The sequence below is a fragment of the Kribbella sp. CCNWLW201 genome, from assembly GCF_037203805.1.
Taxonomy (GTDB): Bacteria; Actinomycetota; Actinomycetes; order Propionibacteriales; family Kribbellaceae; genus Kribbella.
On the sequence record NZ_JBBCBQ010000001.1, the window covers coordinates 84,233 to 110,149 of the forward strand.

26 protein-coding genes are annotated in these 25,917 nt (G+C 68.5%); 17 read left to right on the forward strand and 9 right to left on the reverse strand.

Annotated elements, in window-relative coordinates; genetic code table 11:
* Window positions 1–9: 9 nt before the first annotated feature.
* The gene (locus V9K99_RS00375) at window positions 10–1,110 is read left to right on the forward strand and encodes a hypothetical protein (protein WP_337008189.1); all 1,101 of its coding nucleotides are present in this window, start codon (window positions 10–12) and stop codon (window positions 1,108–1,110) included.
* A gap of 90 nt (window positions 1,111–1,200) precedes the next feature.
* On the opposite strand, the gene V9K99_RS00380 is transcribed toward V9K99_RS00375, so the two are convergent.
* Both V9K99_RS00380 and V9K99_RS00385 read right to left on the reverse strand, forming a co-directional pair.
* Entirely contained in the window at window positions 1,201–2,472 is a 1,272-nt protein-coding gene (locus V9K99_RS00380; RefSeq protein WP_337008187.1) for a sensor histidine kinase, read from the reverse strand.
* 13 nt (window positions 2,473–2,485) lie between these two features.
* Window positions 2,486–3,145 (reverse strand): response regulator transcription factor, encoded by a 660-nt coding sequence (locus tag V9K99_RS00385; RefSeq protein ID WP_337008185.1) that lies wholly within the window; start codon window positions 3,143–3,145, stop codon window positions 2,486–2,488.
* Window positions 3,146–3,242: 97 nt separating this feature from the next.
* Here V9K99_RS00385 and V9K99_RS00390 point away from each other — a divergent pair, with 97 nt between their 5' ends.
* From V9K99_RS00390 to V9K99_RS00415, 6 genes are all read left to right on the forward strand, one after another.
* The gene (locus V9K99_RS00390) at window positions 3,243–3,962 is read left to right on the forward strand and encodes an ABC transporter ATP-binding protein (protein ID WP_337008183.1); all 720 of its coding nucleotides are present in this window, start codon (window positions 3,243–3,245) and stop codon (window positions 3,960–3,962) included.
* Window positions 3,955–4,728: an ABC transporter permease gene (locus V9K99_RS00395; protein WP_337008181.1), complete on the forward strand. Its 774-nt coding sequence runs from the start codon at window positions 3,955–3,957 to the stop codon at window positions 4,726–4,728. Before V9K99_RS00390 ends, V9K99_RS00395 begins: the two co-directional genes overlap by 8 nt.
* Window positions 4,725–5,189 (forward strand): hypothetical protein, encoded by a 465-nt coding sequence (locus V9K99_RS00400; RefSeq protein ID WP_337008179.1) that lies wholly within the window; start codon window positions 4,725–4,727, stop codon window positions 5,187–5,189. Before V9K99_RS00395 ends, V9K99_RS00400 begins: the two co-directional genes overlap by 4 nt.
* Window positions 5,186–5,575 (forward strand): RidA family protein, encoded by a 390-nt coding sequence (locus tag V9K99_RS00405; RefSeq protein ID WP_337008177.1) that lies wholly within the window; start codon window positions 5,186–5,188, stop codon window positions 5,573–5,575. The genes V9K99_RS00400 and V9K99_RS00405 overlap by 4 nt, the downstream gene beginning before the upstream one ends.
* Window positions 5,576–5,631: 56 nt before the next feature.
* Window positions 5,632–7,218 carry a LuxR C-terminal-related transcriptional regulator gene (locus V9K99_RS00410; RefSeq protein WP_337008175.1) on the forward strand — a complete coding sequence of 529 codons (1,587 nt, stop codon included), beginning with the start codon at window positions 5,632–5,634 and terminating at the stop codon, window positions 7,216–7,218.
* Between the two features lie 97 nt (window positions 7,219–7,315).
* Window positions 7,316–8,362: an aldo/keto reductase gene (locus V9K99_RS00415; RefSeq protein ID WP_337008173.1), complete on the forward strand. Its 1,047-nt coding sequence runs from the start codon at window positions 7,316–7,318 to the stop codon at window positions 8,360–8,362.
* Here V9K99_RS00415 and V9K99_RS00420 read toward each other — a convergent pair.
* Together V9K99_RS00420 and V9K99_RS00425 are read right to left on the reverse strand one after the other, a co-directional pair.
* Window positions 8,359–9,231 (reverse strand): serine hydrolase, encoded by an 873-nt coding sequence (locus V9K99_RS00420; protein WP_337008171.1) that lies wholly within the window; start codon window positions 9,229–9,231, stop codon window positions 8,359–8,361. The two genes, V9K99_RS00415 and V9K99_RS00420, sit on opposite strands and share 4 nt — an antisense overlap.
* Window positions 9,228–10,109, reverse strand: a complete 882-nt coding sequence (locus V9K99_RS00425; protein WP_337008169.1) for a LysR family transcriptional regulator — start codon at window positions 10,107–10,109, stop codon at window positions 9,228–9,230. Before V9K99_RS00425 ends, V9K99_RS00420 begins: the two co-directional genes overlap by 4 nt.
* 123 nt (window positions 10,110–10,232) lie before the next feature.
* On the opposite strand from V9K99_RS00425, the gene V9K99_RS00430 reads away from it, so the two are divergent.
* The gene (locus V9K99_RS00430) at window positions 10,233–11,168 is read left to right on the forward strand and encodes an MBL fold metallo-hydrolase (protein ID WP_337008167.1); all 936 of its coding nucleotides are present in this window, start codon (window positions 10,233–10,235) and stop codon (window positions 11,166–11,168) included.
* Here V9K99_RS00430 and V9K99_RS00435 read toward each other — a convergent pair.
* Together V9K99_RS00435 and pdxR are read right to left on the reverse strand one after the other, a co-directional pair.
* Window positions 11,158–11,901: a GNAT family N-acetyltransferase gene (locus V9K99_RS00435; protein WP_337008165.1), complete on the reverse strand. Its 744-nt coding sequence runs from the start codon at window positions 11,899–11,901 to the stop codon at window positions 11,158–11,160. The genes V9K99_RS00430 and V9K99_RS00435 overlap by 11 nt on opposite strands.
* Before the next feature lie 48 nt (window positions 11,902–11,949).
* Window positions 11,950–13,356 carry a MocR-like pyridoxine biosynthesis transcription factor PdxR gene (gene pdxR / locus V9K99_RS00440; protein ID WP_337008163.1) on the reverse strand — a complete coding sequence of 469 codons (1,407 nt, stop codon included), beginning with the start codon at window positions 13,354–13,356 and terminating at the stop codon, window positions 11,950–11,952.
* A 68-nt stretch (window positions 13,357–13,424) separates the two neighbouring features.
* On the opposite strand from pdxR, the gene V9K99_RS00445 reads away from it, so the two are divergent.
* A complete protein-coding gene (locus tag V9K99_RS00445; protein ID WP_337008161.1) occupies window positions 13,425–14,708 on the forward strand; it encodes an FAD-binding oxidoreductase in 1,284 nt (427 codons plus the stop codon).
* A 7-nt stretch (window positions 14,709–14,715) separates the two neighbouring features.
* Entirely contained in the window at window positions 14,716–15,216 is a 501-nt protein-coding gene (locus V9K99_RS00450) for a tetratricopeptide repeat protein (RefSeq protein ID WP_337008159.1), read from the forward strand.
* A gap of 3 nt (window positions 15,217–15,219) precedes the next feature.
* Here the strand turns inward: V9K99_RS00450 and V9K99_RS00455 are convergent, their stop codons facing one another.
* A complete protein-coding gene (locus tag V9K99_RS00455) occupies window positions 15,220–15,693 on the reverse strand; it encodes a rhodanese-like domain-containing protein (protein ID WP_337008157.1) in 474 nt (157 codons plus the stop codon).
* Between the two features lie 93 nt (window positions 15,694–15,786).
* Window positions 15,787–17,664 carry a Na+/H+ antiporter NhaA gene (gene nhaA, locus V9K99_RS00460; RefSeq protein WP_337008155.1) on the reverse strand — a complete coding sequence of 626 codons (1,878 nt, stop codon included), beginning with the start codon at window positions 17,662–17,664 and terminating at the stop codon, window positions 15,787–15,789.
* Between the two features lie 148 nt (window positions 17,665–17,812).
* Between nhaA and V9K99_RS00465 the strand changes: the two genes are divergently transcribed.
* The gene (locus tag V9K99_RS00465; protein ID WP_337008153.1) at window positions 17,813–18,514 is read left to right on the forward strand and encodes a GAF and ANTAR domain-containing protein; all 702 of its coding nucleotides are present in this window, start codon (window positions 17,813–17,815) and stop codon (window positions 18,512–18,514) included.
* A gap of 77 nt (window positions 18,515–18,591) precedes the next feature.
* Here the strand turns inward: V9K99_RS00465 and V9K99_RS00470 are convergent, their stop codons facing one another.
* Window positions 18,592–19,422 (reverse strand): oxidoreductase, encoded by an 831-nt coding sequence (locus V9K99_RS00470; RefSeq protein ID WP_337008151.1) that lies wholly within the window; start codon window positions 19,420–19,422, stop codon window positions 18,592–18,594.
* Window positions 19,423–19,500: 78 nt separating this feature from the next.
* Between V9K99_RS00470 and V9K99_RS00475 the strand changes: the two genes are divergently transcribed.
* The 6 genes from V9K99_RS00475 (at window position 19,501) to mhpA (ending at window position 25,863) form a co-directional block, all read left to right on the forward strand.
* The gene (locus V9K99_RS00475; RefSeq protein WP_337008149.1) at window positions 19,501–20,061 is read left to right on the forward strand and encodes a TetR/AcrR family transcriptional regulator; all 561 of its coding nucleotides are present in this window, start codon (window positions 19,501–19,503) and stop codon (window positions 20,059–20,061) included.
* Between the two features lie 103 nt (window positions 20,062–20,164).
* Complete coding sequence (locus tag V9K99_RS00480; RefSeq protein WP_337008147.1) at window positions 20,165–21,289, forward strand: VOC family protein; 1,125 nt, start codon at window positions 20,165–20,167, stop codon at window positions 21,287–21,289.
* On the forward strand, window positions 21,286–22,206 hold the full coding sequence (locus V9K99_RS00485; protein ID WP_337008145.1) for a fumarylacetoacetate hydrolase family protein: 921 nt from the start codon (window positions 21,286–21,288) through the stop codon (window positions 22,204–22,206). Before V9K99_RS00480 ends, V9K99_RS00485 begins: the two co-directional genes overlap by 4 nt.
* On the forward strand, window positions 22,203–24,017 hold the full coding sequence (locus V9K99_RS00490) for an acyl-CoA synthetase (RefSeq protein WP_337008143.1): 1,815 nt from the start codon (window positions 22,203–22,205) through the stop codon (window positions 24,015–24,017). Before V9K99_RS00485 ends, V9K99_RS00490 begins: the two co-directional genes overlap by 4 nt.
* Window positions 24,011–24,349, forward strand: a complete 339-nt coding sequence (locus V9K99_RS00495) for a DoxX family protein (RefSeq protein ID WP_337008141.1) — start codon at window positions 24,011–24,013, stop codon at window positions 24,347–24,349. Before V9K99_RS00490 ends, V9K99_RS00495 begins: the two co-directional genes overlap by 7 nt.
* The gene (mhpA, locus tag V9K99_RS00500; protein WP_337008139.1) at window positions 24,346–25,863 is read left to right on the forward strand and encodes a bifunctional 3-(3-hydroxy-phenyl)propionate/3-hydroxycinnamic acid hydroxylase MhpA; all 1,518 of its coding nucleotides are present in this window, start codon (window positions 24,346–24,348) and stop codon (window positions 25,861–25,863) included. Before V9K99_RS00495 ends, mhpA begins: the two co-directional genes overlap by 4 nt.
* Window positions 25,864–25,917 lie beyond the last annotated feature (54 nt).

Below are 25,917 nucleotides of genomic sequence, written 5' to 3' on the forward strand. Positions count from 1 at the left end.
CCAAGCGCGTTGGGTGGATACGAGGACTGGCCGGGCTTCATCCGGGACGCCGCGCCGCTGACCGGGGACGAACTCACCACGAGTGTCGCCGGGCTGCTCGGCGTACCCGAACCCCCGCAGCCGCCGACCGTGCGGATTGTCGACGATTGGCAATCGGACGATGTGCACGGGAGCGTGCTCGAGTGGACCACGGGCTTCGGTCCGCCGACGCGCGCCTGGCTGCTGCGGCCACTTCACAACGACCCCGCGCCTGGTCTGCTCGGCCTGCATTGCCACGCGGGCGTGAAGTCGATCGGCGCGGAGCGGCTCGTCGAGACGCCCGAAGCCAGCGCCGGCGCGGCCCGACTTCGCCGCGACCTCTACGAGAATCGAGCCGTCGCGAACGAGCTGGCCCGCGCAGGTTTCGCGGTGCTGTGCCACGACACGTTCGCGTGGGGCTCGCGCCGCTTCGGCCTCGATCCGCTGCCATGGCGGCTGCGCGACGTGATGTCGACGTACGAGGCAGCCTGGCTGGCCGCGGATCACTCCCCGGCCGACGACGAGTGGTACGACGTCGCCGCCGGCCACCACGAGAACACGATCGCGAAGGCTGCCGGCCTGCTCGGTACGTCGTTCGCCGGGATGGTCGCGTACGACGACCTCATCGCGCTCAGCGTGTTACGCGAGCTCGACGGCGTGGACGCGGAACGGATCGGCGTCTTCGGCTTCTCCGGCGGCGGTGGCCGATCGGCGGCCCTCACCGCCCTCGATCCAGGCATCCAGGCGTCGGCGATCGGCTGCATGATGACCACGTTCGATTCGCTCATCCCGGCGTACTTCGACGCCCACTCCTGGCTGTTCACCACGCCCGGTCTGGCCCGTCACCTCGACCACCCGTCCCTCACCGCCGGCCGGGCGCGCCACCACCAGCTCGTCGTCTACGCCGAGGACGACAACCTGTTCCCACCCCAGGGCATGCTCGCCGCCGACCGCGAACTCACCGAACACTTCCACTACGGCCCCGGCACCTACCAAGCCCTCTTCCTCCCCGGCCCCCACCGCTTCGACCGCGAAATGCAGAACGCGGTCAAGGACTTCCTGTTGTCGTCGCTCGTACCGACGGACGGGTAGTAGTCGGCTCCACCTCCAACCGCCCATCCCGTCCCCCGCCTGAGCAGTCCGGTCAACGTCGTTCTGAGCCGCCTACTACCCGTTCTTAGGTCACCCAACTGACGGAATGCGGACCTCGAAGGTGGCGATGCCGACGATTCGGACGGTGCCGTGGTGGCGGTGGACGACTTCGGCGACGATCGCGAGGCCGAGGCCGCTCCCGCCGGTGTCGCGGGAGCGCGCCGGGTTGAGGCGGACGAAGCGGTCGAAGACGCGGGCTCGGTCCGCCGGCGGGATGCCGGGCCCGTCGTCGGAGATCGTGAGTACGACAGTGCCGTCCGACTCCCCGAGACCGAAGGCGATCCGGCTGCGGGCGTGCCGGGCGGCGTTGTCGGCGAGGTTGTGGATCATCCGGGCCAGCGCGGTCTCGTCACCCAGTACCTGGCCGGCCGAGACCGCCGAGGTGTCGATGGTGAGCTCTGTTGCCATACGCAACCGTTCGGCCTCGGCGAACACCAGGTCGTCCAGGTCAACCGGCGTACCCGGCGGTTCGCTGTGGTCCTCGTCGGAACGAGCCAGCAGCAAGAGGTCGTCGACGAGGTGCTGCATCCGCAAATCCTCGGCGAGGACAGTCGTTGCCAGCTCATCCACGGACGTGCTGGCCGGATGCGCCTGCGCGACCTCGGCGTGCTGACGGATAGCCGCGATCGGCGAGCGCAGTTCGTGCGACGCGTCGGAAACGAACCGCTGCCGGCTCTCATGCGAACGCTGCAACCGGTCGAGCATCCGGTTCATCGTCCGCGCCAGCAGGCCGATCTCGTCCTCGCGTACGGCGGGAACCCGGCGATGCAACTCGGTCGCGGTGATCTCGTCCACCTCACGCCGGATCGCGGTCACCGGCGCCAGCACCCGCCCGGTGACGATCCAGGTCACCCCGCCGACGATCAGCATCATCACCGGCACGCCGACCACCAGCACCCGGCTGACGAACCGGGTCGAGTCGAGTACGTCGACCAGCGGCCGCCCCACCACCACTTCGCCACCCGACTCCACCGAGGCCGCCGCGAACACGAAATCCTCCGTGTATCCAGCAGGTTCGACCGAGACACACCCGCCGCCGGGAGAGGCGAGCCGACGTTCACCGGGAGCACCCACCACAGCCCCGGACCGATCGAGGAACTGCACCAGCTCGGCACCAGCTGGCTGTTGCGCGGTCGCCCCCGAAGCGGCGACGGCCGACGCGAGCTGTGACGCGCGTTGCCGGGCGTCAGCGCAGACCTGGTCGGTGAGGACGGAGCCGAGGAGTGCGACCAGCACCAGCGCGCCGGTGACCAACGCCAGGCCGACCACCACTACCGCCGCCAGGGTTACCCGTACGCGCACGACGCCGCCTCCCTCACACCTCGGCCAACCGGTAGCCGGCACCTCGCAAGGTGGTGATGGACTTGTCGCCCAGTTTCGTTCGGAGGCGGCGGATGTAGACCTCGACAATGTTCGGATCGCCCTCGAAGTCGTAGTCCCAGACGTGATCGAGGATGGTCCGCTTCGACACCACCTGACCCCGCCGCCGGATCAGGAACTCCAGCAACGACAGCTCGCGCGTCGTCAGCACCAACTCGTTCTCACCACACCAAGCACGCCGAGCCGCCGGATCCAGTCGGAGCTCACCGGCTTCCAGTACGGCCGGTCGTTCAGCCGCTCCCCGTCGTACCAAGGCCCTCAATCGCGCGATCAGGACGGCGTACGCGAACGGCTTGGTCAGGTAGTCGTCGGCGCCGAGGTCGAGCGCCCGGACCTGGTCGGTGTCGGCATCTCTTGCCGTGAGCATCAGAATCGGCGTCCAGACCCGCTCGGCCCGCAGCGTCGCGCAGATCTCGAACCCGTCGATCTCCGGCAGCATCAGATCCAGCAGGACGACGTCGTACCCGTGCTCGCGGGCGAGCCACAACCCGTCCGTCCCGGTCAGCGCGACGTCGACGGCGTACCCCTCCGCCTCCAGCCCGCTGCGCAGACCGCCGGCCAGCCGGGGCTCGTCCTCCACCACCAGTGCCCGCATCAGCCACCTCCAGGCCGATCGTCTTCCATTGTGGCTGAATCCGGGCTGAATGCACCGTTCAGCGAGCATTCAGCACCGCGGTCCTACCGTCAGCCGCATGGCAACCATCGAGGCGATCTCCCTCAGCAAGAGGTACGGCGCGCGCAACGCCCTCGACGGACTCACCTTCGCCGCGGACGCCGGCGACGTGATCGGCCTGCTCGGCCCCAACGGCGCCGGCAAGACGACCACGATCCGCCTGCTCACCACGATCCTCGAACCCACCGGCGGAACCTTCACCGTGACCGGCATCCCGGCCGATCAGCCGGATCGGATCAGGCAACGCATCGGCGTCCTACCGGAGAGTGCGGGCTATCCGGCCCGGCAGACCGCCCACGAGTACCTCGTCTACGCAGCACGGTTGTTCGGCCAGAGCCGCCGCAGTGCACGCACGGTCGCCGATCGGTTGCTCACCGACGTCGGCCTCGGCGACCGAGCCGGTGCGCGGATCTCGTCGTACAGCCGGGGGATGAAGCAACGGCTCGGGATCGCCCGGGCGTTGATCAACGATCCGGCAGTCGTGTTCCTCGACGAACCGACGCTCGGCCTCGACCCGGCCGGCCAGCGCGAGATCCTCGCCACCATCGCAGAGATCAGCCGAGGGGCCACCGTGGTGCTGTCGACGCACACGCTGACCGAGGTCGAGCAGGTCTGCAACCGGGTGCTCATCCTCGATCACGGCAGGCTCCGCGCGGACGGATCGCTGGCCGAGGTCGTCGGTGCGGGCAGTTTGAGCGATGCGTTCCGCAGCCTCACGGAGGAGGCCGGTCATGACTAGGAGTCGCTGGGAGGTCGTCGCCGAGCAGGAATGCCGGGACCTGTGGATCGGTGGGCGCGGGCCGGTGCTGGTGTTCGGGTTCAGCGTTTTGCTCAGCGCGATGACCTACCTGGCCGCGACCAACCGCGCGATGAACTTCCTCGAGCAGCGCGAGGCCGTCAACCTGACGGTCCAGGTGGGGCTGGCGGTCGGCGTACTGCTCACGGTCGTGGTCAGCGCGGACGCGATCAGCGGTGAACGCGAACGCGGGACCTTCGAAGGCCTCCTGCTCACGCCCGTGTCGCGCCGCGCGATCGTCGTCGGGAAACTCGCGGCCGCGTCGACCATGTGGCTGGCCTGCTTCGTCGTCACGCTCCCCTACCTGTGGGTCCTCGGACGCGGGGTGGCCGGCGCCGGTCCGGCAACCCTCCTTGCACTGACCGTCGGCACCTTGGTCGCGACCGGTCTCGGCGGCATCGGCATGCTCATCAGCGCGGCCACGAATTCGAACAAGACCAGCCTGGCGTGCGGTTTGCTGCTGCTTCTCGTGCTGTTCGCCCCGACGCAGCTCCCGGCGCTGCCGAAGACCGGTGTCGGCGAGGTGATCACCCGCGTCAATCCGATCGGGTCGGCGCTGCACTACATCTCCCAGATCCTCGTGAGCCGGCGCGGCTGGACCCACGACCTCAGCTACCTGGCCTCCCCGGTGGTCATCGCTCTGGTCGTCACCGGTGTCCTGGTCGTGGCCGGTCCACGACTCGTTCGACTGACTGCGGGGTTGCGATGAACACGCTGAGCCTGCTCGCGCTGCTGCTTGCGGGGCCTGATCCGACGATCACCATGAGCCAGGACGAGCTCACCGCTGTCATCGGGCAGACGCTCACGGTCGAGTCAGTCGTGTCCGGCCCGGCGATCGCCCATCTCAACGTGGTGAGCCTCGACGGGATATACGTCGATCTGGAGGATTGGTCGCAAGACGTCACGCGCGCGGTTCCGGCTGAGGAAACCTCACTGGACTGGGAGTTCCAGGCGGTCAACCCCGGTCGCTTCGCGGTGTACGTCGTACTGATCCCGCAGAACGGACCTCTCGTCGCCGGCCCACCTGTCCACGTCACCGTGTCCCGCCGCGAAACCCTCGACACCGGCGGCGCCTTGCCGGTTGCGATCGCGGTTCCGACGTTACTCGGTACCGCTGTCCTGATCGGTCGGGTAAAGATGGGGCGACGACTCTCTGGGAGGAACTCTTGAGCAAGCTCTCGCATCCGCGGCCTGACAGTGTTGCTCCGGGCAATGGGTACAGCCATGTGGTGACCGGGCCGGGGCAATGGGTGGCGATCGCCGGGCAGGTGGCGTTGGATGCTGATGGCAACTTTGTGGGGGTCGGGGATCCGGCCGCGCAGGCGCGGCAGGTGTTCGCCAACCTGGATGCCTGTCTGAAAGCAGCCGGGGCAACGTTCGCCGACGTGGTGAAGCTGAACTTCTACGTCACCGACATCGCTTACCTGCCGTCCATCCGGACAGCACGCGACGAGTACGTCGACACCGCGAACCCACCTGCCAGCACAGCGGTCCAAGTCTCCGCCTTGTTCAGCCCCGACGCCCTCCTCGAGGTGGAGGCCTACGCAGTCGTCTGACGAGGGCTTTACCCGGCACCGCGGCCGAGCACACACTGGCTGCGGGGGGCGATGTGATGGCAGTCGAGGCGGGGCGGGCGGCGTACGACGAACGCGCCTGGGCGGAGGCCCATCGTCTGCTCGCCGACGCCGTAGAACCTGAGGACCTCGAGCGGCTCGCGGTCGCGGCGCATCTGATCGGGCGGGACGAGGACAGTGCCCGCGCCTGGGAAGCCGCCGCGACCGCGTGGTGGGCCGACGGCGATGTGCACCGGGCTGCCGCGTGCGCGTTCTGGCTGGCGATCGACCTGCTTTTGCACGGGCAGCACGCCAGGTCGACGGGATGGATGTCGAGAACCCGACGGATCCTCGACGAATCGCCCACGGAAGGAATCGGTCCGGGATTGCTGGCCGCACACGCCGGCTTGCTGGACTACATCACCGGCGACGATGCCGGCGCATTCATCGCCTTCACCCGGGCCGTCGAGATCGGTCGCCGCTTCGACTCCGCGAATCTCCTCGTGTTCGCCCAGGTGGGTTTGGGCGAGACACTGGTCCGGTTGGGCGATGTTGCCGAGGGCATCGGCGTACTCGACGAGGCGATCCTGACCGTGAGCGCGGCGGACGTGTCACCCATGAACATCGGGCTGGCGTACTGCGCGGGGTTGAGTGTCTGTCAGGAGGTGCTCGATCTCGGCCGGGCCCGCGAGTGGACCCAGGCGCTGAGCCAGTGGTGCGAGACGCAGCCGGATCTGGTGCCGTACGGCGGCCAGTGCCTGGTGCATCGGTCGCAGGTCATGCAGGTCGACGGTGCTTGGGACGACGCGATCGAGGCCGCGCGGTTCGCCCAGATCCGGATGGCCGGGCATCCGGCCGAGGGTGAGGCGCACTATCAGGCAGGCGAACTGCTCAGGCTCCGCGGCGAGTTCCCCGAGGCCGAGCGTGCCTACCTGCAGGCGAGCCGGAAGGGCCGCGATCCCCAGCCGGGCTTGGCCCTGCTCCGCCTGGCGGGCGGGCAGACCAAGGCAGCTCTGGTGGCTCTGGACCGCACGCTGGACGAAACCTCCGACGATTGCCGACGAGCCACCCTGCTCGCCGCCTCCGTCGAGGTGCTGCTGCGGATCCCCGACCTGCCGCGCGCACTCGCCCAGGCGCGCGAACTCCAGGCCATCGCAACCAAACACCAGTCAGCCGTACTACGAGCCCGGGCCGCGCAGTCGCTCGGATCGGTACTGCTGGCCGACGGAGACGCAGCGGCCGCGCTGGTGCTGCTGCGTCAGGCGTGTGTGCGCTGGCGTGACCTCGAGGCGCCGTACGACGTGGCACGCGTCCGGGAGCTGATCGGGGTGGCCTGCGCCGCTCTGGGCGACGAGGAGACTGCCCGGCTCGAACGGGAGGCCGCGGTTGCCGCCTACACCGGCCTCGGCGCACGGCCCGACCTCGAGCGCCTCTCGACCCGGCCGAGCACGGTGGCGGGACTGACCACCCGGGAGGTCGAGATCCTTGCGCTCGTCGCGGCCGGGCGGACGAACCGCCAGATCGCCACGCACCTGGTCCTCAGCGAGCACACGGTCCGCCGGCACGTGCAGAACATCTTCGCCAAGACCGGCGTCTCAACCCGCTCGGCGGCCACCGCCTTCGCCTTCGAGCACCACCTCGCCTGACTGGTACGGATGGACCAATCCCGGTCTGGAGTTGGCTGATTCGTACGACGCGGCCGGCGCCGGCCGCCTCCTAGCGTGAACTCAGGAGGTGAGGACCATGCGCTATCGACTGTTCGGTCCGAGCGGCATGAGGGTGTCCGAGATCTGCCTCGGCACGATGAGCTTCGGCGACGTCTGGGGCTTCGGGGCCGACGAGAAGGAGAGCCACCGGATCCTGGACACGTTCGCGGAAGAGGGTGGCAACTTCGTCGACACCGCGAACAAGTACCACGAGGGCCAGACCGAGGAGATCCTCGGCCGCTACCTCGCGACCAGCCGGGATCACTGGGTGGTCGGGACGAAGTACTCGCTCGCCATGCGCTCCGGCGACCCCAACGCGGCCGGGAACTCGCGCAAGAACCTGCGCCAATCGGTCGAGGCCAGCCTGCGCCGGCTCGGCACCGACTACCTCGACATCCTTTGGGTGCACGCGTGGGACCACACCTGCGCGGTCGACGAGGTGCTGCGCGCCCTCGACGACCTCGTCCACGCCGGAACGGTGCTCGCGACCGGATTCTCGGACGGCCCCGCGTGGGTCGTCGCCCAGGCGAACGCGGCCGCGTCGGTGCGCGGCTGGACCGGGTTCTCCGGACTGCAGTTCCCTTGCAGCCTGCTCGACCGTACCGCCGAACCCGAGGTGATCACGTACGCCGACACCGAGCGACTCCCGTTCCTCGCCTGGGCACCGACCGCTGCCGGCGTACTCACCGGCAAGTACACCCGTCCTGGCGGCGGCGAATCGCTCAGGCGTACGGCGAACGAGGAGCAACTCACCGATCACAACCTCGCCATCGCCCGCGTGGTCGACGAGGTCGCCGACGAGCTCGGCGTCGCCTCGTCCCAGGTGGCTCTCGCCTGGTTGCGCCAACGCCACGCCGGCCTCATCCCGATCATCGGCGCCCGGACCGTCGAGCAGATCGAGGAGACCCTTGGCTGCACCGATGTCACTCTGCCTGCCGAGCACCAGGAGCGTCTGACCGAGGCGAGCGACATCACGTATCCGTCGCCGTACTCCCTGCTTCGCTCGTCGAACGGCCAAGCCCTCTACGGCAACCTCGAGCCGCTCATCGACCTGCCGTCAACAGCGCCTCTCCGCTGGGCCTAGCGCAGCAGATCCACTGCGACCCGGGCGGCTTCCCCGATCGCCGCGTCGACGCGGGGTTGGCGGAAGTCGCCGCGGGCGGCGAGGGTGAAGACGGCGATCGCGAAGGCCGCTCCGCCGGGCAGGGTGACCACGCCGACCTCATGCCGGAGCGCGCCGAAGGTCCCGGTCTTGCCGGCGACGCGTACGCCGTCGTGCGGGAAGCCGGACGCCATCCGGTGCTGGAAGATCTGCCGATGCATCGTCGCCTTCACGAACTCGGTCTGCTCGGCCGACAACAGCTCCCCCGCCCACAACCGCCGGAGCAACAATGTCAGGTCGCGCGGACTGCTTGCCGACGCATTCGCCGCCTCATACACACCCGCCGGATCAGTCCGGTCGTTGTCAGCCAGTACGGCGAGCGCCGCATCCGGATCGTCGAGCCCGGTACGCCGCTGCAGATCACGCAGGTGAGCCGCAGTCCCCCGCCGTACCCAGGTCCGTTGCAACCCGAACGACTCCAGCAGCTCCGCCAGCCGTCGGATCCCGACCAGATCCAGCAACGCATCGGCCGACGCGTTGTCCGACACCGTCATCATCGACACCGCCAGGTCCCGCAGCGACATCGTCACCGGGTCCGCCAACGCCGACAGCCCGGTCGGCCCGGCCGTTCGCTCGGACGGATCCAGCGTCAGCTGCTGCCTGGGATCGATCTCCCCGAGATCCACCAGCCGGCAGAACCCAGCAAGTAACGGAAGCTTGTACACCGACGCCATCGGTACGACGCCATCCGCGTCCACCTCGACCGTCGACTCAGGCGAGTCCAGCGCGACCGCGTGCAGCCAACCGCGCACGCCCGCATCCTCGAAGACCGCCCGGATCCGCGCGCTCACGACACCACCAAAGCGTCCGTCAGCTGCGCCATCACATCAGCCGGCCGCAGGAACGGCGTACGGGTCCTGGACCACACGAGCCGCAACCGCACCGGCAGAGGATTGTCGACGATCCGATGCCGGCCGACCCCCGGCGCCGTCAGCGAAGGATCGGCCGTCACCACGATCGCCTGCCCCGCGGCCGTCATCGCCAACCCGGCCCGCTCATCGGTCACCACGACCGTGCCGCCGTCGGGCCGATGCAACGCCAACGTGTCCAGGAACAGATCGCGAGCCGCCGGTGCCTCGGCTCGCGGCCGTACGGCGACCGGCAGCCCACCCAACTGCCGCAACTTCACCTCGTCACCGTCATCCGGCACGACCGACGTCGGCACCAGCGCCCACGTCGGCAACAAGCTGACCGGACCAGCCTCGAGCCCGTCCAGTACGGCGGGATGCAGTACGACGGCCAACGTCAGCCGACCCGCGGACACCTGACCGACGAGCGAACTGGTCGGCGCGGACACCACGGTCACCCGGCTGCCCGGGATCGCCGCACCACACGCAGCGGCCACCGCGGCACCGGCCGAGGGCGGAACCTCCGGCGCGAGCCCGAGCCGGATCTCCGGCCCTTCCGGATCACGCGCGACCGCGGCCTGGTGCAGCTCCTCGATCGAGCTCAACGCACGCCGCGCGTACGGCAGCAACGCCGCACCGGCCGACGTCAGCTCGACCCGGCCCTGCCCACGCTCGAACAGCTTGGCCCCGACCAGAGCCTCCAGCCGGCGGAGCCCCTGGGACAGCGGCGGCTGGGTGATGCCGACCACCCGCGCCGCATCGCCGAAGTGCTGCTCCTCGGCCAGCGCGATGAAGATCTGCAGATGCCGCTCAGTCAGCATGACCCAGCTGACCTGCGGTTATATGTCCAGGCAATCGGAGCATGCGCAAGAGCATATTCGACATCCCCAAGCTCACTCGCCTTGACTGCAGACCCAGGTACGGCGAGAGGAGACAGCGTGAAGGTGAGTCGTAGAGGGATCATCACGGGCGCGGCGGCGGCCGGTGCCGCCGGAGTGATCGGAGTGGCCACGCGCGGAGAGGCGGCAACGGCTGAGATGGCGACGACTGAGACGGCGGCACACCAGGAGGGGCAGGTGGAGCTCACCTGGTTGGGGACGCATGCGTGGCAGATCCGGTCGGGTAGGAGCGTCGTACTCACGGATCCCTGGATCACCCGGTTCAAGACCGGCACGTTCACGCCCGAGGGATCGGATCCCAAGACCAAGCTGGTGATCAAGCCGGACGTGATCGACCGCTACATCTCCACCGCCGACGCGATCCTCGTGCACCACGGGCACTACGACCACATGGCGGACGTACCGTACGTCGCGAAGAAGACGCAGGCGACTGTGCTCTGCACCGAGTCCCACGCCAACATGCTCCGGGCGATGCGAACGCCGACCGACCTGCTCTCACCTGTGCGCGGCGGCGAGTACCTGCCGTTCGAGGGCTTCACCATCGAGGTCTTCCCGTCGCTCCACTCCTGCGGCGGACGGCATCACACTTACGCCTACCCCGGCTACCGGCTCGACGGCGTGCCGCCGCGGCCGCGCGTGATCGAGGATCTGGTCGAGGGCGGCACCCTCGCCTACGTGCTCACCATCGGCGGCGTCCGGATCCTCAGTCTGAGTACGGCGAACTTCGATCCGAACGCGCTGCGCGACCTGCAGGTGGACGTCGTCTTCGCGGCCCCCGGCGGCGAGCCCGGAATTACCGACCGCCTGCTGCGCACGATCAAGCCGGTGAAGAAAGTGATCGCCACCCACTGGGATGACTTCGACCTGCCCTTGGACCAGCCAGGCGTTCCCTGGACCGACCTCACGAAGCTCCGCACCTCGGTCGAGACCGCCGGCGCGGAGCTCGTCGTCCTGGATCACCTGGAAAAGCTCACGGTTTGACGCGGTAGTGGTACTGCGAGACGGTCCGGAACCCGAGCCGGTCGTACAGGGCCCGGGCCGGCTCGTTGGCCGCGACCACCTGGAGCCAGACGTAGCGCGCCCCCAAGGTCATTGCCTTCTGCAACAACCCGCGGATGATCGCGAGCGCGAGTCCCTGCCGGCGGAAGCGCTCGTCGACGCCGAGGCAGTACAGTCCGGCCCAGTCGTCGACCAGCGCGAGCCGGCCGATCGCCTTGATCGGAGTACCGGACGGGACCACGGCGTACAAGGCACGTCCGCGGTTGAGGATCTGCCGGGCGGCCGCCTGCTCGGCCGGTCCGCCGCGCCCGTCGACGGCCCACCAGAAATCCATCCAGTCGTCGTCAGGCACCGAGGAAATATTCAGGTCCACCGGCAGGTCGGGTAACCGGTCGAGGACGGCGGCCACCTCGGCACACTGCACCAGTGTCGGCGTCCGCACCTGGTAGCCGCGTGCCTCGAGTCGAGCGTCCAGGTCGGTCGGTTGCGCTGCCGGACCGACCTGGAACGATGGGGTGATGCGGTGCGCCCGGTACAGGTTTTCCACGTAATCCAAGGCCCTGTCGAGGTCGAACGGGGCACTGGCGGGCAGCACGGAGTTCGCTCGCATGGTGACGCCACCGTTACGGCGGACGACCCAGCCGTCCAGTTCGGTCTTGGCCTCCGCGGGCCAGCCCTGGTTCATCAGACTGTCGATGCGAGCTGCACTGATCACTCCACCCAGCGTAGAACCAACCGAATCAACTTGCAATAGAATGGATGATTATTCATTCAGACCGGATACCGCGTCCGCGAGTACGTCGATGCCCTCGGCAACAGCCTTCGCGGTCAGGCCGCCGTACCCGAACACCAGCCCGGCCGGCCCGTGCCCGGCCATCCAGTACGGCGCCAGCCCGTAGACCCCGAGCCCACGTTCCAGCGCGGCCGCGCTCACCGCGCTCTCCGACATCCCCGGCGGCAGCCAGGTCATCACGTGCAGACCGGCCGACACCCCGACCGGAACGAGCTCCGGCAGCCGCGCCGCCAGCCGGTCGACCAACGTGTCCCGGAGCAGCCGGTACCGCGGCCGCATCCGCCGCAGATGCCGGTCGAACTCCCCTCGTGCCACGAAGTCCGCGAACGCCAACTGCTCCAGCACCGGCGACCCGCGATCGTCCATCAGCTTCGCCTCGGACATCGACTCGACCAGCCGGGCCGGCAGGATCAGCCACCCGAGCCGCAGCCCCGGCGCCAACGTCTTGCTCGCGGTCCCGGCGTACGCCACCCGATCCGGCGCCAGACCCTGCATCGCCCCGATCGGCTCCCGGTCGTACCGGTACTCCGCGTCGTAGTCGTCCTCGATGATCAGCGCATCCCGCCGTACCGCCCACGCGACCAGCGCGGCTCGGGTCTCCGCCGACGCCACCGCACCGGTCGGGAACTGATGCGCAGCAGTCACCAGTACGACGTCCGCCCCGGACTGCTCGAGGACGTCGACATCGATCCCCGTCTCCAGCACCGGTACGCCGACCACCTCGAGCCCGGCGGCCGCAGCCACGTCGCGCAACTCGTTGTCGGACGGATCCTCGACCGCGAGACGCTGATAGCCGTGTCGGGCCAGGACCTGCAGAAGCAACCGCGATCCCTGGGCGAAGCCGTTGCAGATCAGCATGTTCTCGGGTCTGGCCGCCGTACCGCGGACTCGATTCAGGTAGTCGGACAAAGCGTGCCGTAGTTCGAGAGCGCCGCGGCCGTCGAGGTAGGCGAAGCTGAGGTGCGGAGTCTCGTTCAGCACCTTCTTGATCGATCGCAGCCAGGCGGCGCGCGGGAACTGGGAGACGTCCGGTCTGCTGTACTTGAAGTCGATCCGGGGCGGACCGCTGACCGGCGCCGCGATCGTCGACGCCTCGATCACGGCGATGTCCGCGACCTGGGTGTAGCCGCCGCCCCGGCTGACCAGGTACCCCTCGGCCACCAGTTGCTGGTACGCCTCGACCACGACGCCGCGGGACAGCCCGAGGTCCTGGGCCAGCGCGCGGGTCGACGGCATCACCGTGTCGGCGCGCATCAGGCCCTGCCGGATCCGGTCCCGGATCGCCTTCTCCAACTGCTGGTGCAGCGGTACGCCGCCGTCCCGCCGGAGCTCGACCAGCAGCTCGGCGGCGCCGGAACTGGTCCTGTTTCGGCTCACGCAACTGGACCTTATCGGAGTACCGCTGCGCTGTCAGGGTGGTGGAGAGCCCAACAAGGAGGGGAACCATGAACGAGCTGCTGCAGGCCGGCGACGCCGGTTACGACGAGGCCCGGAGCGTGTGGAACGCGATGGTCGACCGCTACCCGGCCGCGATCGCGCGCTGCCACGACACCGCCGACGTCGTCGCCGCGGTCCGGTACGCCCGGGAGGCCGGTCTGGAGATCGGCGTCCGCTGCGGCGGCCACAGCATCGCCGGCCACGCGGTCCCGGACGGCGGTCTGATGATCGACCTGACCCCGATGAACGCGGTCCGGGTCGATCCGGACCGGCAGTTGGCCTGGGTCCAGGGCGGCGCGTTGCTGGGCGAGCTGGACAAGGCCGCGCAGCAGTTCGGTCTGGCGACGACCGCGGGCAATGTCTCGCACACCGGGGTCGGCGGGCTGACGCTCGGCGGCGGGATGGGCTGGCTGGCCCGGCAGTTCGGGCTGGCGTGCGACAACGTGGCGTCGTACGAGCTGGTCACCGCGGACGGCGACGTAGTTCGCGCGAGCGCCGCCGAGAACCCCGAGCTGTTCTGGGGACTGCGCGGCGGTGGCGGCAACTTCGGGATCGTCACGTCGTTCGAGTTCCGGCTGCACCAGATCGGCACCCGGGCACTGGTTGCCGAGTTCACCTATCCGTCGTCGGCGGGGTTCGACGTACTGCGGACTTGGCGCGAGCTCAACACCACCGCACCCCGGCAGGCGACGTTCACCGCGAGCATCACGCCCGATGGCGTCACCGTCGGGTACGTGTGGATCGGCGACGGCGGCTTCGAGTTGCTGGATGCCTTCCGGGCAATGGGTCCCGTTGACGAGTACGTCGAAGAGATGCCGTACCTGACGCTGCAGAGCCGCGACGACAACGTGCAGGGTCACCGCTACCGCCGCTACTGGAAGGGCCACTACTTCAAGGCGCTCCCGGACGACGCGATCCGCGCGCTGCTGCACACCCCGGGTGTGTCCGCGAGCCTGCAGGCGTACGGCGGTGCGATCGCCGACGTACCCGATGACGACGCGGCCTTCAGCCACCGGGACACGCTGTTCGAGTTCGTCACCGCGACCCGCTGGGAGGACCCGGCCGAGGACGCGGCCCGGATCGCCCAGCTGCGCGAGTACGCCGCAAACCTGGCGCCGTACGCGAACGGTGCCTACCTCAACACCCTCAACGGCGACTCGATCAACCGCGCCTTCCCGCCCGCCAAGCTGACCCGGCTGACCGCACTCAAGACGGCGTACGACCCGCAGAACGTCTTCCACCTGAACCAGAACATCCACCCCGGCGAGCCGGCCACCACGAGCGCGGCATGATGGAGGGGTGACGACCGATCTGACTCCTGAACTGGCGGCGACGATCGAGGAGGCGTTCGCCCGGCGGGACCGGTCGAACATGCAGCCCACGATCGACTTCTTCGAGAACCTGCTGGCCGAGCACCCGGACAATCCCTATGTGCTGTACGAGGTCGGCGGTTCGTACGACACCGACGGCCAGGAGGAGAAGGCGATCGGGTACTACGAACGCGCCCTGCCCGGCCTGACCGGCGAGATCCGGCGCAAGTGCCTCCTCCAGTACGGCAGCACGCTGCGGAACCTGGACCGCTTCGACGAGTCCCTCGCGGTCTTCAAAGCGGCCTGCGCCGAGTTCCCCGAGTCGGACTCGCTGCGGGTGTTCAAGTCGCTCACCCTGCATGCGGCCGGCGACAAGGACAAGGCGCTCGCCACGCTCCTCCTGGTCATCGCCGACCGCCTCAGGACTCCCGAGATCAAGCGCTACGAAGCGGCCATCCGCGGCAACGCCGACTACCTCGCCAACCTCTGACGATCAGCAAGCACAGGCGATACCGCGCGGTGCGGTGAGCGGGTCGGCCGGGCGACGTTCGATCCCGTCGGCGGTCTCCACCGGCAGACCCTCGCGGGCCCAGTACTCGAAGCCGCCGATCATTTCCTTGACCGGATAACCGAGCTTGGCGAACTCCAGCGCGGCCTTCGTCGCACCGTTGCAGCCCGGACCCCAGCAGTACGTCACCACCGTCGTCCCCTCAGGTACGACGGACGCCGCGCGGGCCGCGATCTCACGGGTCGGCAGGTGGACCGCGCCGGGCACGTGACCCTGGTCCCAGCTCTCCTGGCTGCGGCTGTCCACCAGCATCCATCCGGTCACCCCGGCACCGATGTCCGCGGCCACATCCGACACGTCGGCCTCGAAGGACAGCCGGCCGGCGAAGTGCGCGACGGCCGCGTCGCGCTCGGCGGCGGGCGTCTGCAGAACAGCCGAAGTGTGCAGGTCAACGGTCATTCGAGGCTCCTTGTCGATCAGCGGAGCCACCAGCCTCGGGGATCGGCCGATCCAGCAACAGTGGCAGAAATGACGTAGTACCACAAAATACAGTCAGCGACTGATCCTGGCCCGTGCCCGGGCCACCTTGATCGCGGTCTTCAGTGTCTCGACGTCGTACGCACCGTAGTGGCGCTGCCCGTTGATGAAGAACGTCGGCGTGCCGGACACGCCGCTCAGATCGGCCGACTCCACATCCTGCGCGACCCGCGCCGCGGCCACATGCCGCTTCACGTCGTCGTGCAGCCGGTCCTGATCCAGCCCGAGCTCCTCGGCGTACCTGAGCAGATCCTTGGGCTGCAGGTTCTCCTGGTTCGCGAGCAGCAGATCGTGCATCTCCCAGAACGCGCCCTGCGCAGCCGCCGCCTCGGACACCTCTGCCGCGATCTGCGCCCGCGGGTGTACGTCGCTCAGCGGCAGATGGCGCCACACGTACCTGAGGTCATCGTCGTGCAGCAGATCCCGTACGACGGTCTCCGCCATCCCGCAGTACGGGCACTCGAAATCGCCGTACTCCACCAACGTCACCGACGCCGACTCCGGACCGCGGATGTGATCCCGCTCCGGATCGACCGGATCGATCAGGTCCACCAACTGCTCCGCGTCACCGAGCAGGGCCAGCGCCTTCTTCGGCGGGGACAGCAGCTTGGCCGCGCGGAACACCAGCCAGGTCAGGGCCGACGCCACCACGACCGCCGACAGCAGCCCGAGCTTGGCCTCCGCGAGCGCCGGTCCCTCGAAGGCGATCGTTGCTATCAGCAAGGACACCGTGAACCCGATGCCGGCGATCGTGCCGCTGCCGATCACCGCCGCCCAGCCGACCTGCGGCCGGTAACGCCCACTGGAGAAACGGGTCAGCAGCCAGGAGACGACCGTCACCGCGACCGGTTTGCCGACCACGTACCCGACCAGGATGCCGAGCGTGATCGGCGCCGTGTACGCCTGGCCGAGGAAGTCCAGGTCGATCGGGATACCGGCGTTCGCGAGGCCGAACAACGGGACGATCAGATAACTGGTCCACGGGTGGTAGAGGTACTGCAGCCGCTCGTTCGGCGAGATCGTCGCGGTCAGCCCGACGGTCGCGGACCGGGCCAACTCGGGCGTCGGCTGCTCACGGAACAGCCGGAACAGCCCGGTCGCCTGCTCGAGCTCCTCCCGACCAGGTGAGTACGCCGACGCCGTCAGACCGATCGCGAGCCCGGCAACGACGGGGTCGACGCCGCTGGTCAACAAGGCCGCCCAGCTGACGACGCCCAGCACGACGTACGCCCAGGCTTTGCGCACTCGTAGTACCGCCAGAACCACCACCGCGGCGAAGGCGGCGAGGGCGAGCGCGAGGGGTTTGAGGGCGATGTTCTCGCTGTAGACGACGGCGATGACGAGCAGCGCGATCAGGTCGTCGACGACGAACACGGTCAGCAGGAACACCCGGACGCGATCGGGGACGCCGCGACCGACCAGCGCGAGCAGCCCGAGCGCCAGCGCGGTGTCGGTCGACATCGCGACACCCCAGCCGTGGGCGCCCTCGCCGCCCGCGTTGAAGGCCAGGTAGATGAGCACCGGGAGGATCATCCCGCCGACGCCGGCCGCCAGCGGCAGCACGAAGCGGCTGCGGTCGCGCAGGTCGCCGAGGTCGAACTCCCGGCGTGCCTCCAGCCCGACGACCAGGAAGAACAGCGTCATCAGACCGCTGTTGATCCACTCCCGCAGGTCCAGGCTGAGCACGTCGTGACCCAGCCCGATCGACAGCTCGGTGCGCCAGAAATCGTCGTACATCCCGGGCGCGAGATTCGCCCAGAGCAGGGCGATCACGATGGCCGCGGCGAGCACTCCGGAACTGCCCGCCTCGGTCCGCAGGAAGGCACGCATCGGGGCCGCGAACTCCCGCCGCCAACTCGTCCGGCCGGTCAGCAGCGCGGAGAAGTCGGCCATGGTGTTCACTGTATCGTTCTGGGTTCAAAGACCCAGAAATTTTGCGGCCGGACCGGCTAACAGTTTGGGGGGCGCGGGCTGCATGATGTCTCCTGAGGAACACTCCAGCCACGGGGTGCCCGATGGCTCGAGCACGACTGGAGTCCCCTTGACCGAGCAAGACCTCGCCGCGCCGACGGCGGACGCGTTCGCCCGCCTGGCGATCGAGTTGCACGACGCCCCGGGGGTGGAGGAGACGATCGAGGCGGTCGTCCAGTTCGCCCTGCAAGCGCTCAGCTGCACGTACGCCGGCGTTGCCCTGTATTCCCGTGGTTCCCAGGCCGAGATCGCCGCGACCACCGACCCCGTGGTCGCCGATGTGTACTCCCTGCAGATCAGCAGCCAGAACGGCCCGCTCGTCACCGCCCTCCGCGAGCGGACGACGGTCCTGATCCGCGACACCCTCACCGATGACCGCTGGCCGGAGTGGGCCGAGAAGGTCGCCGCACTCGGAGTCCGCAGCGTCCTCGACGTACCACTGGCCACCGGCGACGCGCCCCGCTCGACGGTCGGCGTACTCGGCCTCTACAGCCCCACCCCCGACGCCTTCAGCGAGGACGACGAGGCGATCGCCCACATCCTCGCCCGGCACGCCTCCGTCGCGGTCGCCTCCGCCCGCCACGAGGAAACCATGGCCCAGGCCGTCGACGCCCGGAAACTCGTCGGCCAGGCGATGGGCATCCTGATGGAACGCTTCGACGTCGACGGCGACCGAGCCTTCGCCATCCTCAAGCGCTACTCCCAAGACACCAACACCAAACTCCGCGACGTAGCCCAACAACTGGTAGACACCCGAAAACTCCCCCACTAACCAAGGACGCCCTCCTCCACAGCCCGCCCCGGGGTGAGCCGACAGCCGAAGAAGTTGCCGCCAGCAAACAACCCTGTCTAGTCGCGGACGCCGGTGGCTCGTTTGATGGTGGTGTCGAAGGCTCGGTCGGGGAGGAGGCGGCGGAGGGTTACCAGGGGTTTGGCGGCGAAGCCGACGAGGTAGCGGGTTCGGGGGCGGCGGGCGGTGACGGCTTTGGCGATGGCGTCGGCGATGACGGCGGGTGGGGAGCTGCGGCGGTCGGCCAGCTCCGAGTCCATGGACTTGGCCATGGCTTCGGCCTGGTTGGCGTAGGGGCCGGAGCCGGAGACCTTGCGGAGGTTGTCGGCGGCGATGCCGCCCCATTCGGTCCTGATGCCGCCGGGTTCGATCACGACCACGTCGATGCCGAACGGTTTCACCTCCAGCCGGAGGCAGTCACTGAGTGCCTCGAGGGCGAACTTGGTGCCGTGGTACCAGCCTCCGAGCGGGGTGTAGATCTTGCCGCCCATCGAGCTGATGTTCACGATCGTGCCGCTGCGTTGCGCGCGCATCCCCGGCAGCACGAGCTGGATCAGCCGCGCCGCCCCGAACACGTTGACCTCGAACTGGTACCGCGCCTCGGACAACGGCACGTCCTCCAGAGCGCCGTACGAGCCGTAGCCGGCGTTGTTCACGAGTACGTCGATCCGCCCGGACTCGGCCAGGATGCGGTCGACCCCGGCGCGGGTCGACTCCTCGTCGGTGACGTCCATGGCGATCGGCCGGATGCCGTCGGCGGCGAGTTTCTCCATCCGGTCGGCCCGGCGGGCGGCGCCGTACACGGTGAAGCCGAGAGCGTGCAGTTTGCGGGCGGTGGCCTCGCCGATTCCGGACGAGGCGCCGGTGACGAGGGCGATCTTCGGGGTCATGGCCGTCCTTGGAGATAAGATGAACTTCGGTTCACGATTATCATGAACCAAGGTTCACAATATTTCAAGGAGTCACCCATGAGTCCGCGCGCCGATGCGGTTCGCAACCGGCAGAAGATCCTGGCCGCCGCCCGCGAGCAGATCACGCAGTTCGGGCCGGACGTCGGGATGGACGAGATCGCCGCCGCGGCCGGCGTCGCGGTCGGCACGCTCTACCGGCACTTCCCGAACAAGACCGACCTGGTCACGGCCGTCATCGCGGAGTACCTGGGTCACGTGGCCGACGACGCCGCTGCCACGAACGAGCGGGTCGCGGCCGGCGCCAAGCCGATGGACGAGATCGTCTCGTTCGTCGAGCGCGTCCTCGAGGCCTCCGCCACGGACCACGCCGTGAAGGCCGCCGCACGGGCACTCGGCGCCAACACGGTCGACGAAGCCGCCGAGACCCGAGCCCGCGAAGAGGTCGACGCCCTGATCAAGGCGGCCCAGGACGACGGCGACCTGCATCCCGACGTCACCGCCGACGACTTCTACCTGCTGATCTCCTCCGCGCCGATCGACCAGCCACCCGCGGCCCGCGCCCGCTGGCTCACCCTCGTCCTGCCCGGCCTCACCACCCGAGGCCGCACCGCCGACTAGAGACGAACACCACACCCAAGAAGTTGACGATTTCGTCAGAAGCTATTGACTGACGGAAGGGTCGTAACTGACGATATCGTCAGTTACTAGTGAAGGGTGTGCGATGAGCCACGACCCCCATCAGGGTTTGCACAGCGAGCAGGGCGCGGCGCCGGGCGAACATCCCGGCCGCGCCCGGAACCCGGTCGTCAAGGTGCACGACCTGGCCTGGCTGGAGTTCGAGAAGCCGGATCTCACCGGTGCGGAGCGGTTCGCGCGGGCCTTCGGCTTCGTGCCAGTACTGCGAACCTCCGATCAGCTGATCCTTCGCGGCACCAACGCCGGGCCGCCCTGCGTGCTGATCCACCGGGGCACCCGCTCGCGATTCCTCGGCCCAGCGTTCGCAGCGGACAGTGCCGATGTACTGCGTCTGGCCCACAAGACCGAGACGAAAGCGGTCAAGCTCCCCGAGACCCTCGGCGGGATCGGCGTCGACCTCGTCGACCCGAGCGGCCTGCGCGTCCGCGTCGTGGCGGACACCTACGAGTACGGCGAATTGCCGTGCCAGCAACCGCTGACCCTCAACACCGGGCACGACCTGCCCAGGACCAACGCGACTCAACGACCACCAAGAGAGCCGGCCAAGGTCCAGCGACTAGGTCACGCGGTCATCCAGTCCACCAAGTACCGGCAGACCCTGGACTGGTACCTGGACCACCTCGGCCTGATCGTCAGCGACTTCCTCTTCTATCCCGGTCAACGCGAACGCGGCCCGGTGATGAGCTTCATCCGCTGCGACCGCGGTCCCACCCCGGCCGACCACCACACCCTCGCACTCGCCCTCGGCCCGACAAACCGCTACGTGCACTCGGCCTACCAGGTCGCCGACCTGGACGCGATGGCCGCAGGTGGCGAGTACCTGCTGGACCACGGCTACCACCGCTCGTGGGGAATCGGCCGGCACATCCAAGGCAGCCAGTTGTTCGACTACTGGCGCGATCCGGACGGGTTCCTGGTCGAGCACTTCAGCGACGGCGACAGGTTCGACTGCACCCTCGACCCCGGCTGGGCCCCGATGTCCGCGTCCGGCCTCGCCCAATGGGGTCCGCCCGCAACCAAGGACTTCCTCGGCGTCAGGCCCAGCCGTGAGTTCCTGCACGAAGCCCGCGGCGTCCTCACAGCCCTGAAAGCGGACAACGAATTCGACCTAGGCCGTCTCCGCGGCCTACTGAAAGTAGCGAACTCATGAGCCTCATCGTCCTGCGCACCACTGATGCCTGGTACGTCGAAACACCAGCCGGCGCAGCCCGCATCGACACGACCGCACAGACCACCGCGCAACTGCTCGAAGACCGCGCCGCCATCGAGGCAGCGGGCCAAGTCGTCGTACCGACCAACACCCTCGACCTCATCTCCCCTGTCACCCAGCCGTGCCGGGTCGTGGCGCAGATGACGAACTACGTCTCCCACATCAAGGACGCCGGTATGGACCCGGCGCATGTCCCGTTGACCTTCTTTCGCAAGGCTTCCGGGTCGATCAGTGGTCCGTACGACGACGTCGTACGACCGCCGCATGTCAGCCTGCTGGACTACGAGGCCGAGATCGGCCTGGTCGTCGGTCGCGAGATCCCCGTCGGTACGACGCCCACCGTGGACGACCTCGCGGGTCTGGTGATCACGAACGATGTCTCGGCTCGCGACGTACAACTGCCACAGACCCAGTTCTACGAGGCGAAGTCGTACCCGACGTTCACCCCGACCGGTCCCGCGCTGGTCCTGCTGGACCACGACGAACTCAAGCGCTTCACGGATCTCCGGCTGCGTCTCTGGGTGAACGGCGAACTCCGTCAGGACATGACCGCGGCCGACATGGTCTACCAGCCGGCCGCCGCCCTGCGAGCGCTGGCCGGCTTCCAGCACCTCAGCCCCGGCGACCTGATCCTCACCGGCACCCCTGTGGGTACGGCGCTCAGCGCACCACCCAAGCCGGTCGAGAAACTCGCCGCACTGTTGCCGCCAGCAATGAAGTGGCGACTGTTCTTCAAGTCCCAGGCTCGCAACCCGAAGTACCTGAAGAACGGTGACGTGGTCGAGATCCGGATCGCGACCGACGACGGCGCGATCGACCTCGGCGTCCAGCGAACCACGGTGAGGTGGGCGAAATGACCCTCTGGCCACGCTACGAATCCCCCGCCGACCTGGCCGAGATCGAGTCGGTCCCGCTCGAGGACCGCGGTCTGCCCGTCTCGACGTACACCTTGCTCGTCCGTGCCGCCGCGCACTGGCCGCAGCGCACCGCGATCAACGTCCTCCCGGACGCCACCGCCTGGCGCGAACCGCGATCCCTCACGTACGCCGAACTCCTGGCCACTGTCCATCGCTACGCCAACCTCCTGTACGAGTACGGCGTACGTCGCCAGGACGCCGTCGCGATCATGTCCCCCAACTGCGCCACTCTGATCCCCGCGCTCCTGGCCGCCCAACTGGCCGGGATCGCCGCCCCGCTGAACGGCGGATCGTCCCCCGAGAGAGCGGCAGAACTGCTCCGACTGTCCGGCGCCAAGGTCCTGATCACGGCCTGCCCTGAACTCGACGCGACCGTTTGGGAGACCGCCACCTCGTTGGCCGGTGTGGTCGACACGATCCTCGTCCTGCGGCCGACCGGCGCTGGTGAGCCTGCCGACCCGTTGCCCACGATCGACGGCATCCGCATCGGCTATCTCGACGAACTTGCCCAAGGCAACGATAGCGACGAGTTCCTCGGCGAGCCGCCGACCGGCTCGGATCTCGCCGCGTTGTTCCACACCGGCGGTACGACGGGAACGCCGAAGCTGGCCGCGCACACGCACACGAACGAGGTGGCGAACGCGTGGATGATCGCCATCGACTCATTGCTCACCACGGACTCCGTCTTCTTCGCCGCGTTGCCGCTGTTCCACGTGAACGCACTCGTGGTGACAGTGCTCGCGCCACTGTTCAAAGGCCAGACCGTGCTGTGGGCCGGGCCGCTCGGCTACCGCGATCTCCCGCTGTACGAGAACTTCTGGAAGATCGTCGAGCATTACCGGGTCACGACGATGAGCGCCGTTCCGACCGTGTACGGCGTACTGGCTCAATGTCCTGTGGATGCGGATGTCAGCAGCCTGCGGTTTGCTTTGGTCGGTGCGTCGCCGCTGCCTGCGGCGGTGCGGGCCGGGTTCGAAGCGCAGACCGGCGTACCGCTGGTCGAGGGCTACGGGCTGACCGAGGCGACCTGCGCGTCTGCGCGTGGTTTCATCGGCGAGCCGCGCGAAGGGTCGGTTGGTCAGCGGTTGCCTTATCAAGAGGTTGAGGTCCGCGATGGCGTGCTGTTCATCAGTGGGCCAACGGTTTTCGCGGGGTATGTGACCGGTCCGGGGCATCAGCTCGACGGGTTGGGGAAGCTCACCGACGGCTGGCTGGACACCGGTGACCTCGCTCGGGTCGACGACGACGGATTCATCCAGCTGGCCGGTCGGGCGAAGGATCTGATCATCCGCGGCGGTCACAACCTCGACCCGGCAACGGTGGAGCACGCCGTCCTTGCGCATCCGGAGGTCACCGCGGCCAGCGCCGTCGGACAACCCGATGCGCACGCCGGTGAGGTTCCCGTCGTCTACGTCACCCTCGGGGCCGACGCGACCGTCACTGCCGACGAGTTGCTGGAGTTCGCGAACAGTCACGTCGGCGAACGGGCCGCGGCCCCCAAGGCTGTCTTCGTCCTCGATGCGTTCCCGCTCACCGCGATCGGCAAGCTCTACAAGCTCGCGCTGCGCTCCGACGCCACCCAGCGTGCCGTCGCCGACGCACTCGCCGATCTCAGCGCAGGCGTCGAAACCACGATCGACAACGGCATCCCAGTCACCACTGTCACTATCGGCGACGACGTGGACGAGAGCGTCGTGAAGGCGAAGCTCGACCAGTTCGCCATCTCCTGGAAGGTGGAGCGCTCATGCTGACCGCTCTCGCGACCATGGTCACCGCGATCTTCGCCGTACTCGGCACCGCCAAGATCCTCGCCCTCCCCGCGATGCGCCAACTGGCCGCGCGATCCGGCTTCACTCCCAACGGCTACCGCGGAATCGGCGTCGCCGAACTCGCCGGCGCGACCGGAGTCGTCCTCGGACTCCACACTCCATGGCTCGGCGCGCTGGCCGGCGCGGGTCTGCTCGCGCTGCTCGCCGGTGCCGTTTTCGTCCACGTACGACGCCACGCCGAGGCTCGCGAGGTGGCGCCGGCAATCGTGTCTGCAGTGCTCGTGGTCGGTTACCTAGTGGCCCTCGTCCGATGAAGACCGTTCCTGTCGTGATTGTCGGTGCCGGACCGACTGGGCTGACGGCCGCAACGATCCTCGGTCAGTACGGCGTGGAGTGCGTCGTACTGGAGCGGTGGGAAGAGGTGTATCCGTTGCCGCGGGCGGTTCATCTGGATGACGAGATCCATCGGTTGCTGGCGCGGTTGGGAGTGCGGGACGAGTTCGCGGCCGTCTCGCGACCCGCGCTCGGGTTGCGGCTGATCGATCGGGAGCGGCGGGTGCTCGCGGAGTTCCGGCGCGAGGCCGTTCCCGGGCGGCACGGGTTTCCGGAGGCGAACATGTTCGATCAGCCGGACCTCGAGGCGATCTTGCGCGCAAATCTGAAGCGCTTCGAGTCGGTGACACCGCGGGCGCCGGCCGAGGTGGTCGGGATCCGTCAGGAGGACGTCGTCCTGGTCGAGGTCGTGGACCGGCTCACTGGTGATCGGGAGACGATTCGGGCTGAGTACGTGCTGGGCTGCGACGGGGCCAACAGCCTGGTCCGGTCCGCGATCGGGGCGACAATGCGCGATCTGGGGTTCGCACAGCGCTGGCTCGTGGTGGATGTGGACACCGAGGCCGAATTGTCGCGATGGGAAGGTGTTCAGCAGATCTGCGATCGGCATCGGGCGGCGACGTACATGCGTGTCGGCACCAATCGCTATCGCTGGGAATTCCAGCTGTCAACAAATGAAACCGTCAACGACTTTCGCCACGAGACGGCCGACGGTTTTCGGCCGAGTGCGCGGCTGTTGGCACTCATCGCGCCGTGGACCTCGCACGTCCCGGCCGAGCAACTACGACTGATCCGCATCGCCGAGTACACCTTCCGTGCCCAGCTGGCCGACCGGTGGCGCGATCGCCGCCTCTTCCTGCTCGGCGACGCCGCCCACCTCACGCCGCCGTTCATCGGCCAAGGGATGGGTGCCGGTCTCCGCGACGCGGCCAACCTGGCCTGGAAACTCGCCGCCGTCCTGGCCGGCGACCTGCCGGAACGCGTCCTCGCCAGCTACGAGACCGAACGCCGCCCGCACGCACGAACCCTGGTCCGGCTGGCCCGGCTGACCGGCATCGCGATGACCGGCGGCGGTGTCGTCGGCGAGGTCGTCCGCAGGGCCATCGCACCACGGCTCCAGCTGGTGCCTGGGCTGCAGGATCGCGTTCTCAACAGCGAGACGCCGCGGTTGAGTTGTTCCGAACTCGTCCGCGGCAGGGGTCTTGCCGGGCGGATGTGCCCGAACGCGATAGTCGGCGACGGGGTGCGGTTGGACGATCTGGCCGCCGGCCGGTTCGTGCTCGTCACCCGGCGGGAGCCGTCCGGCGAGGACCGCGCCGAGCTTCGCGATCGGGACGTCGTACTGCTGCCAGTGCGGCCTGGGGACGAGTTGCACAGCTGGTTGCGACGCGGGCGGGCCTTTGCGGCACTGGTGCGTCCGGACGGGACTGTGGTGCGGTCCGGCCGTCGCGTAGGCGTCGTACTGCGGTCGGTCGAAAGGCCATCAACCGTTTGAAACGTTCTGAAAATATAGGAAACAGGCGAGCGCCTTCCGCTGAGAACGGGTGCA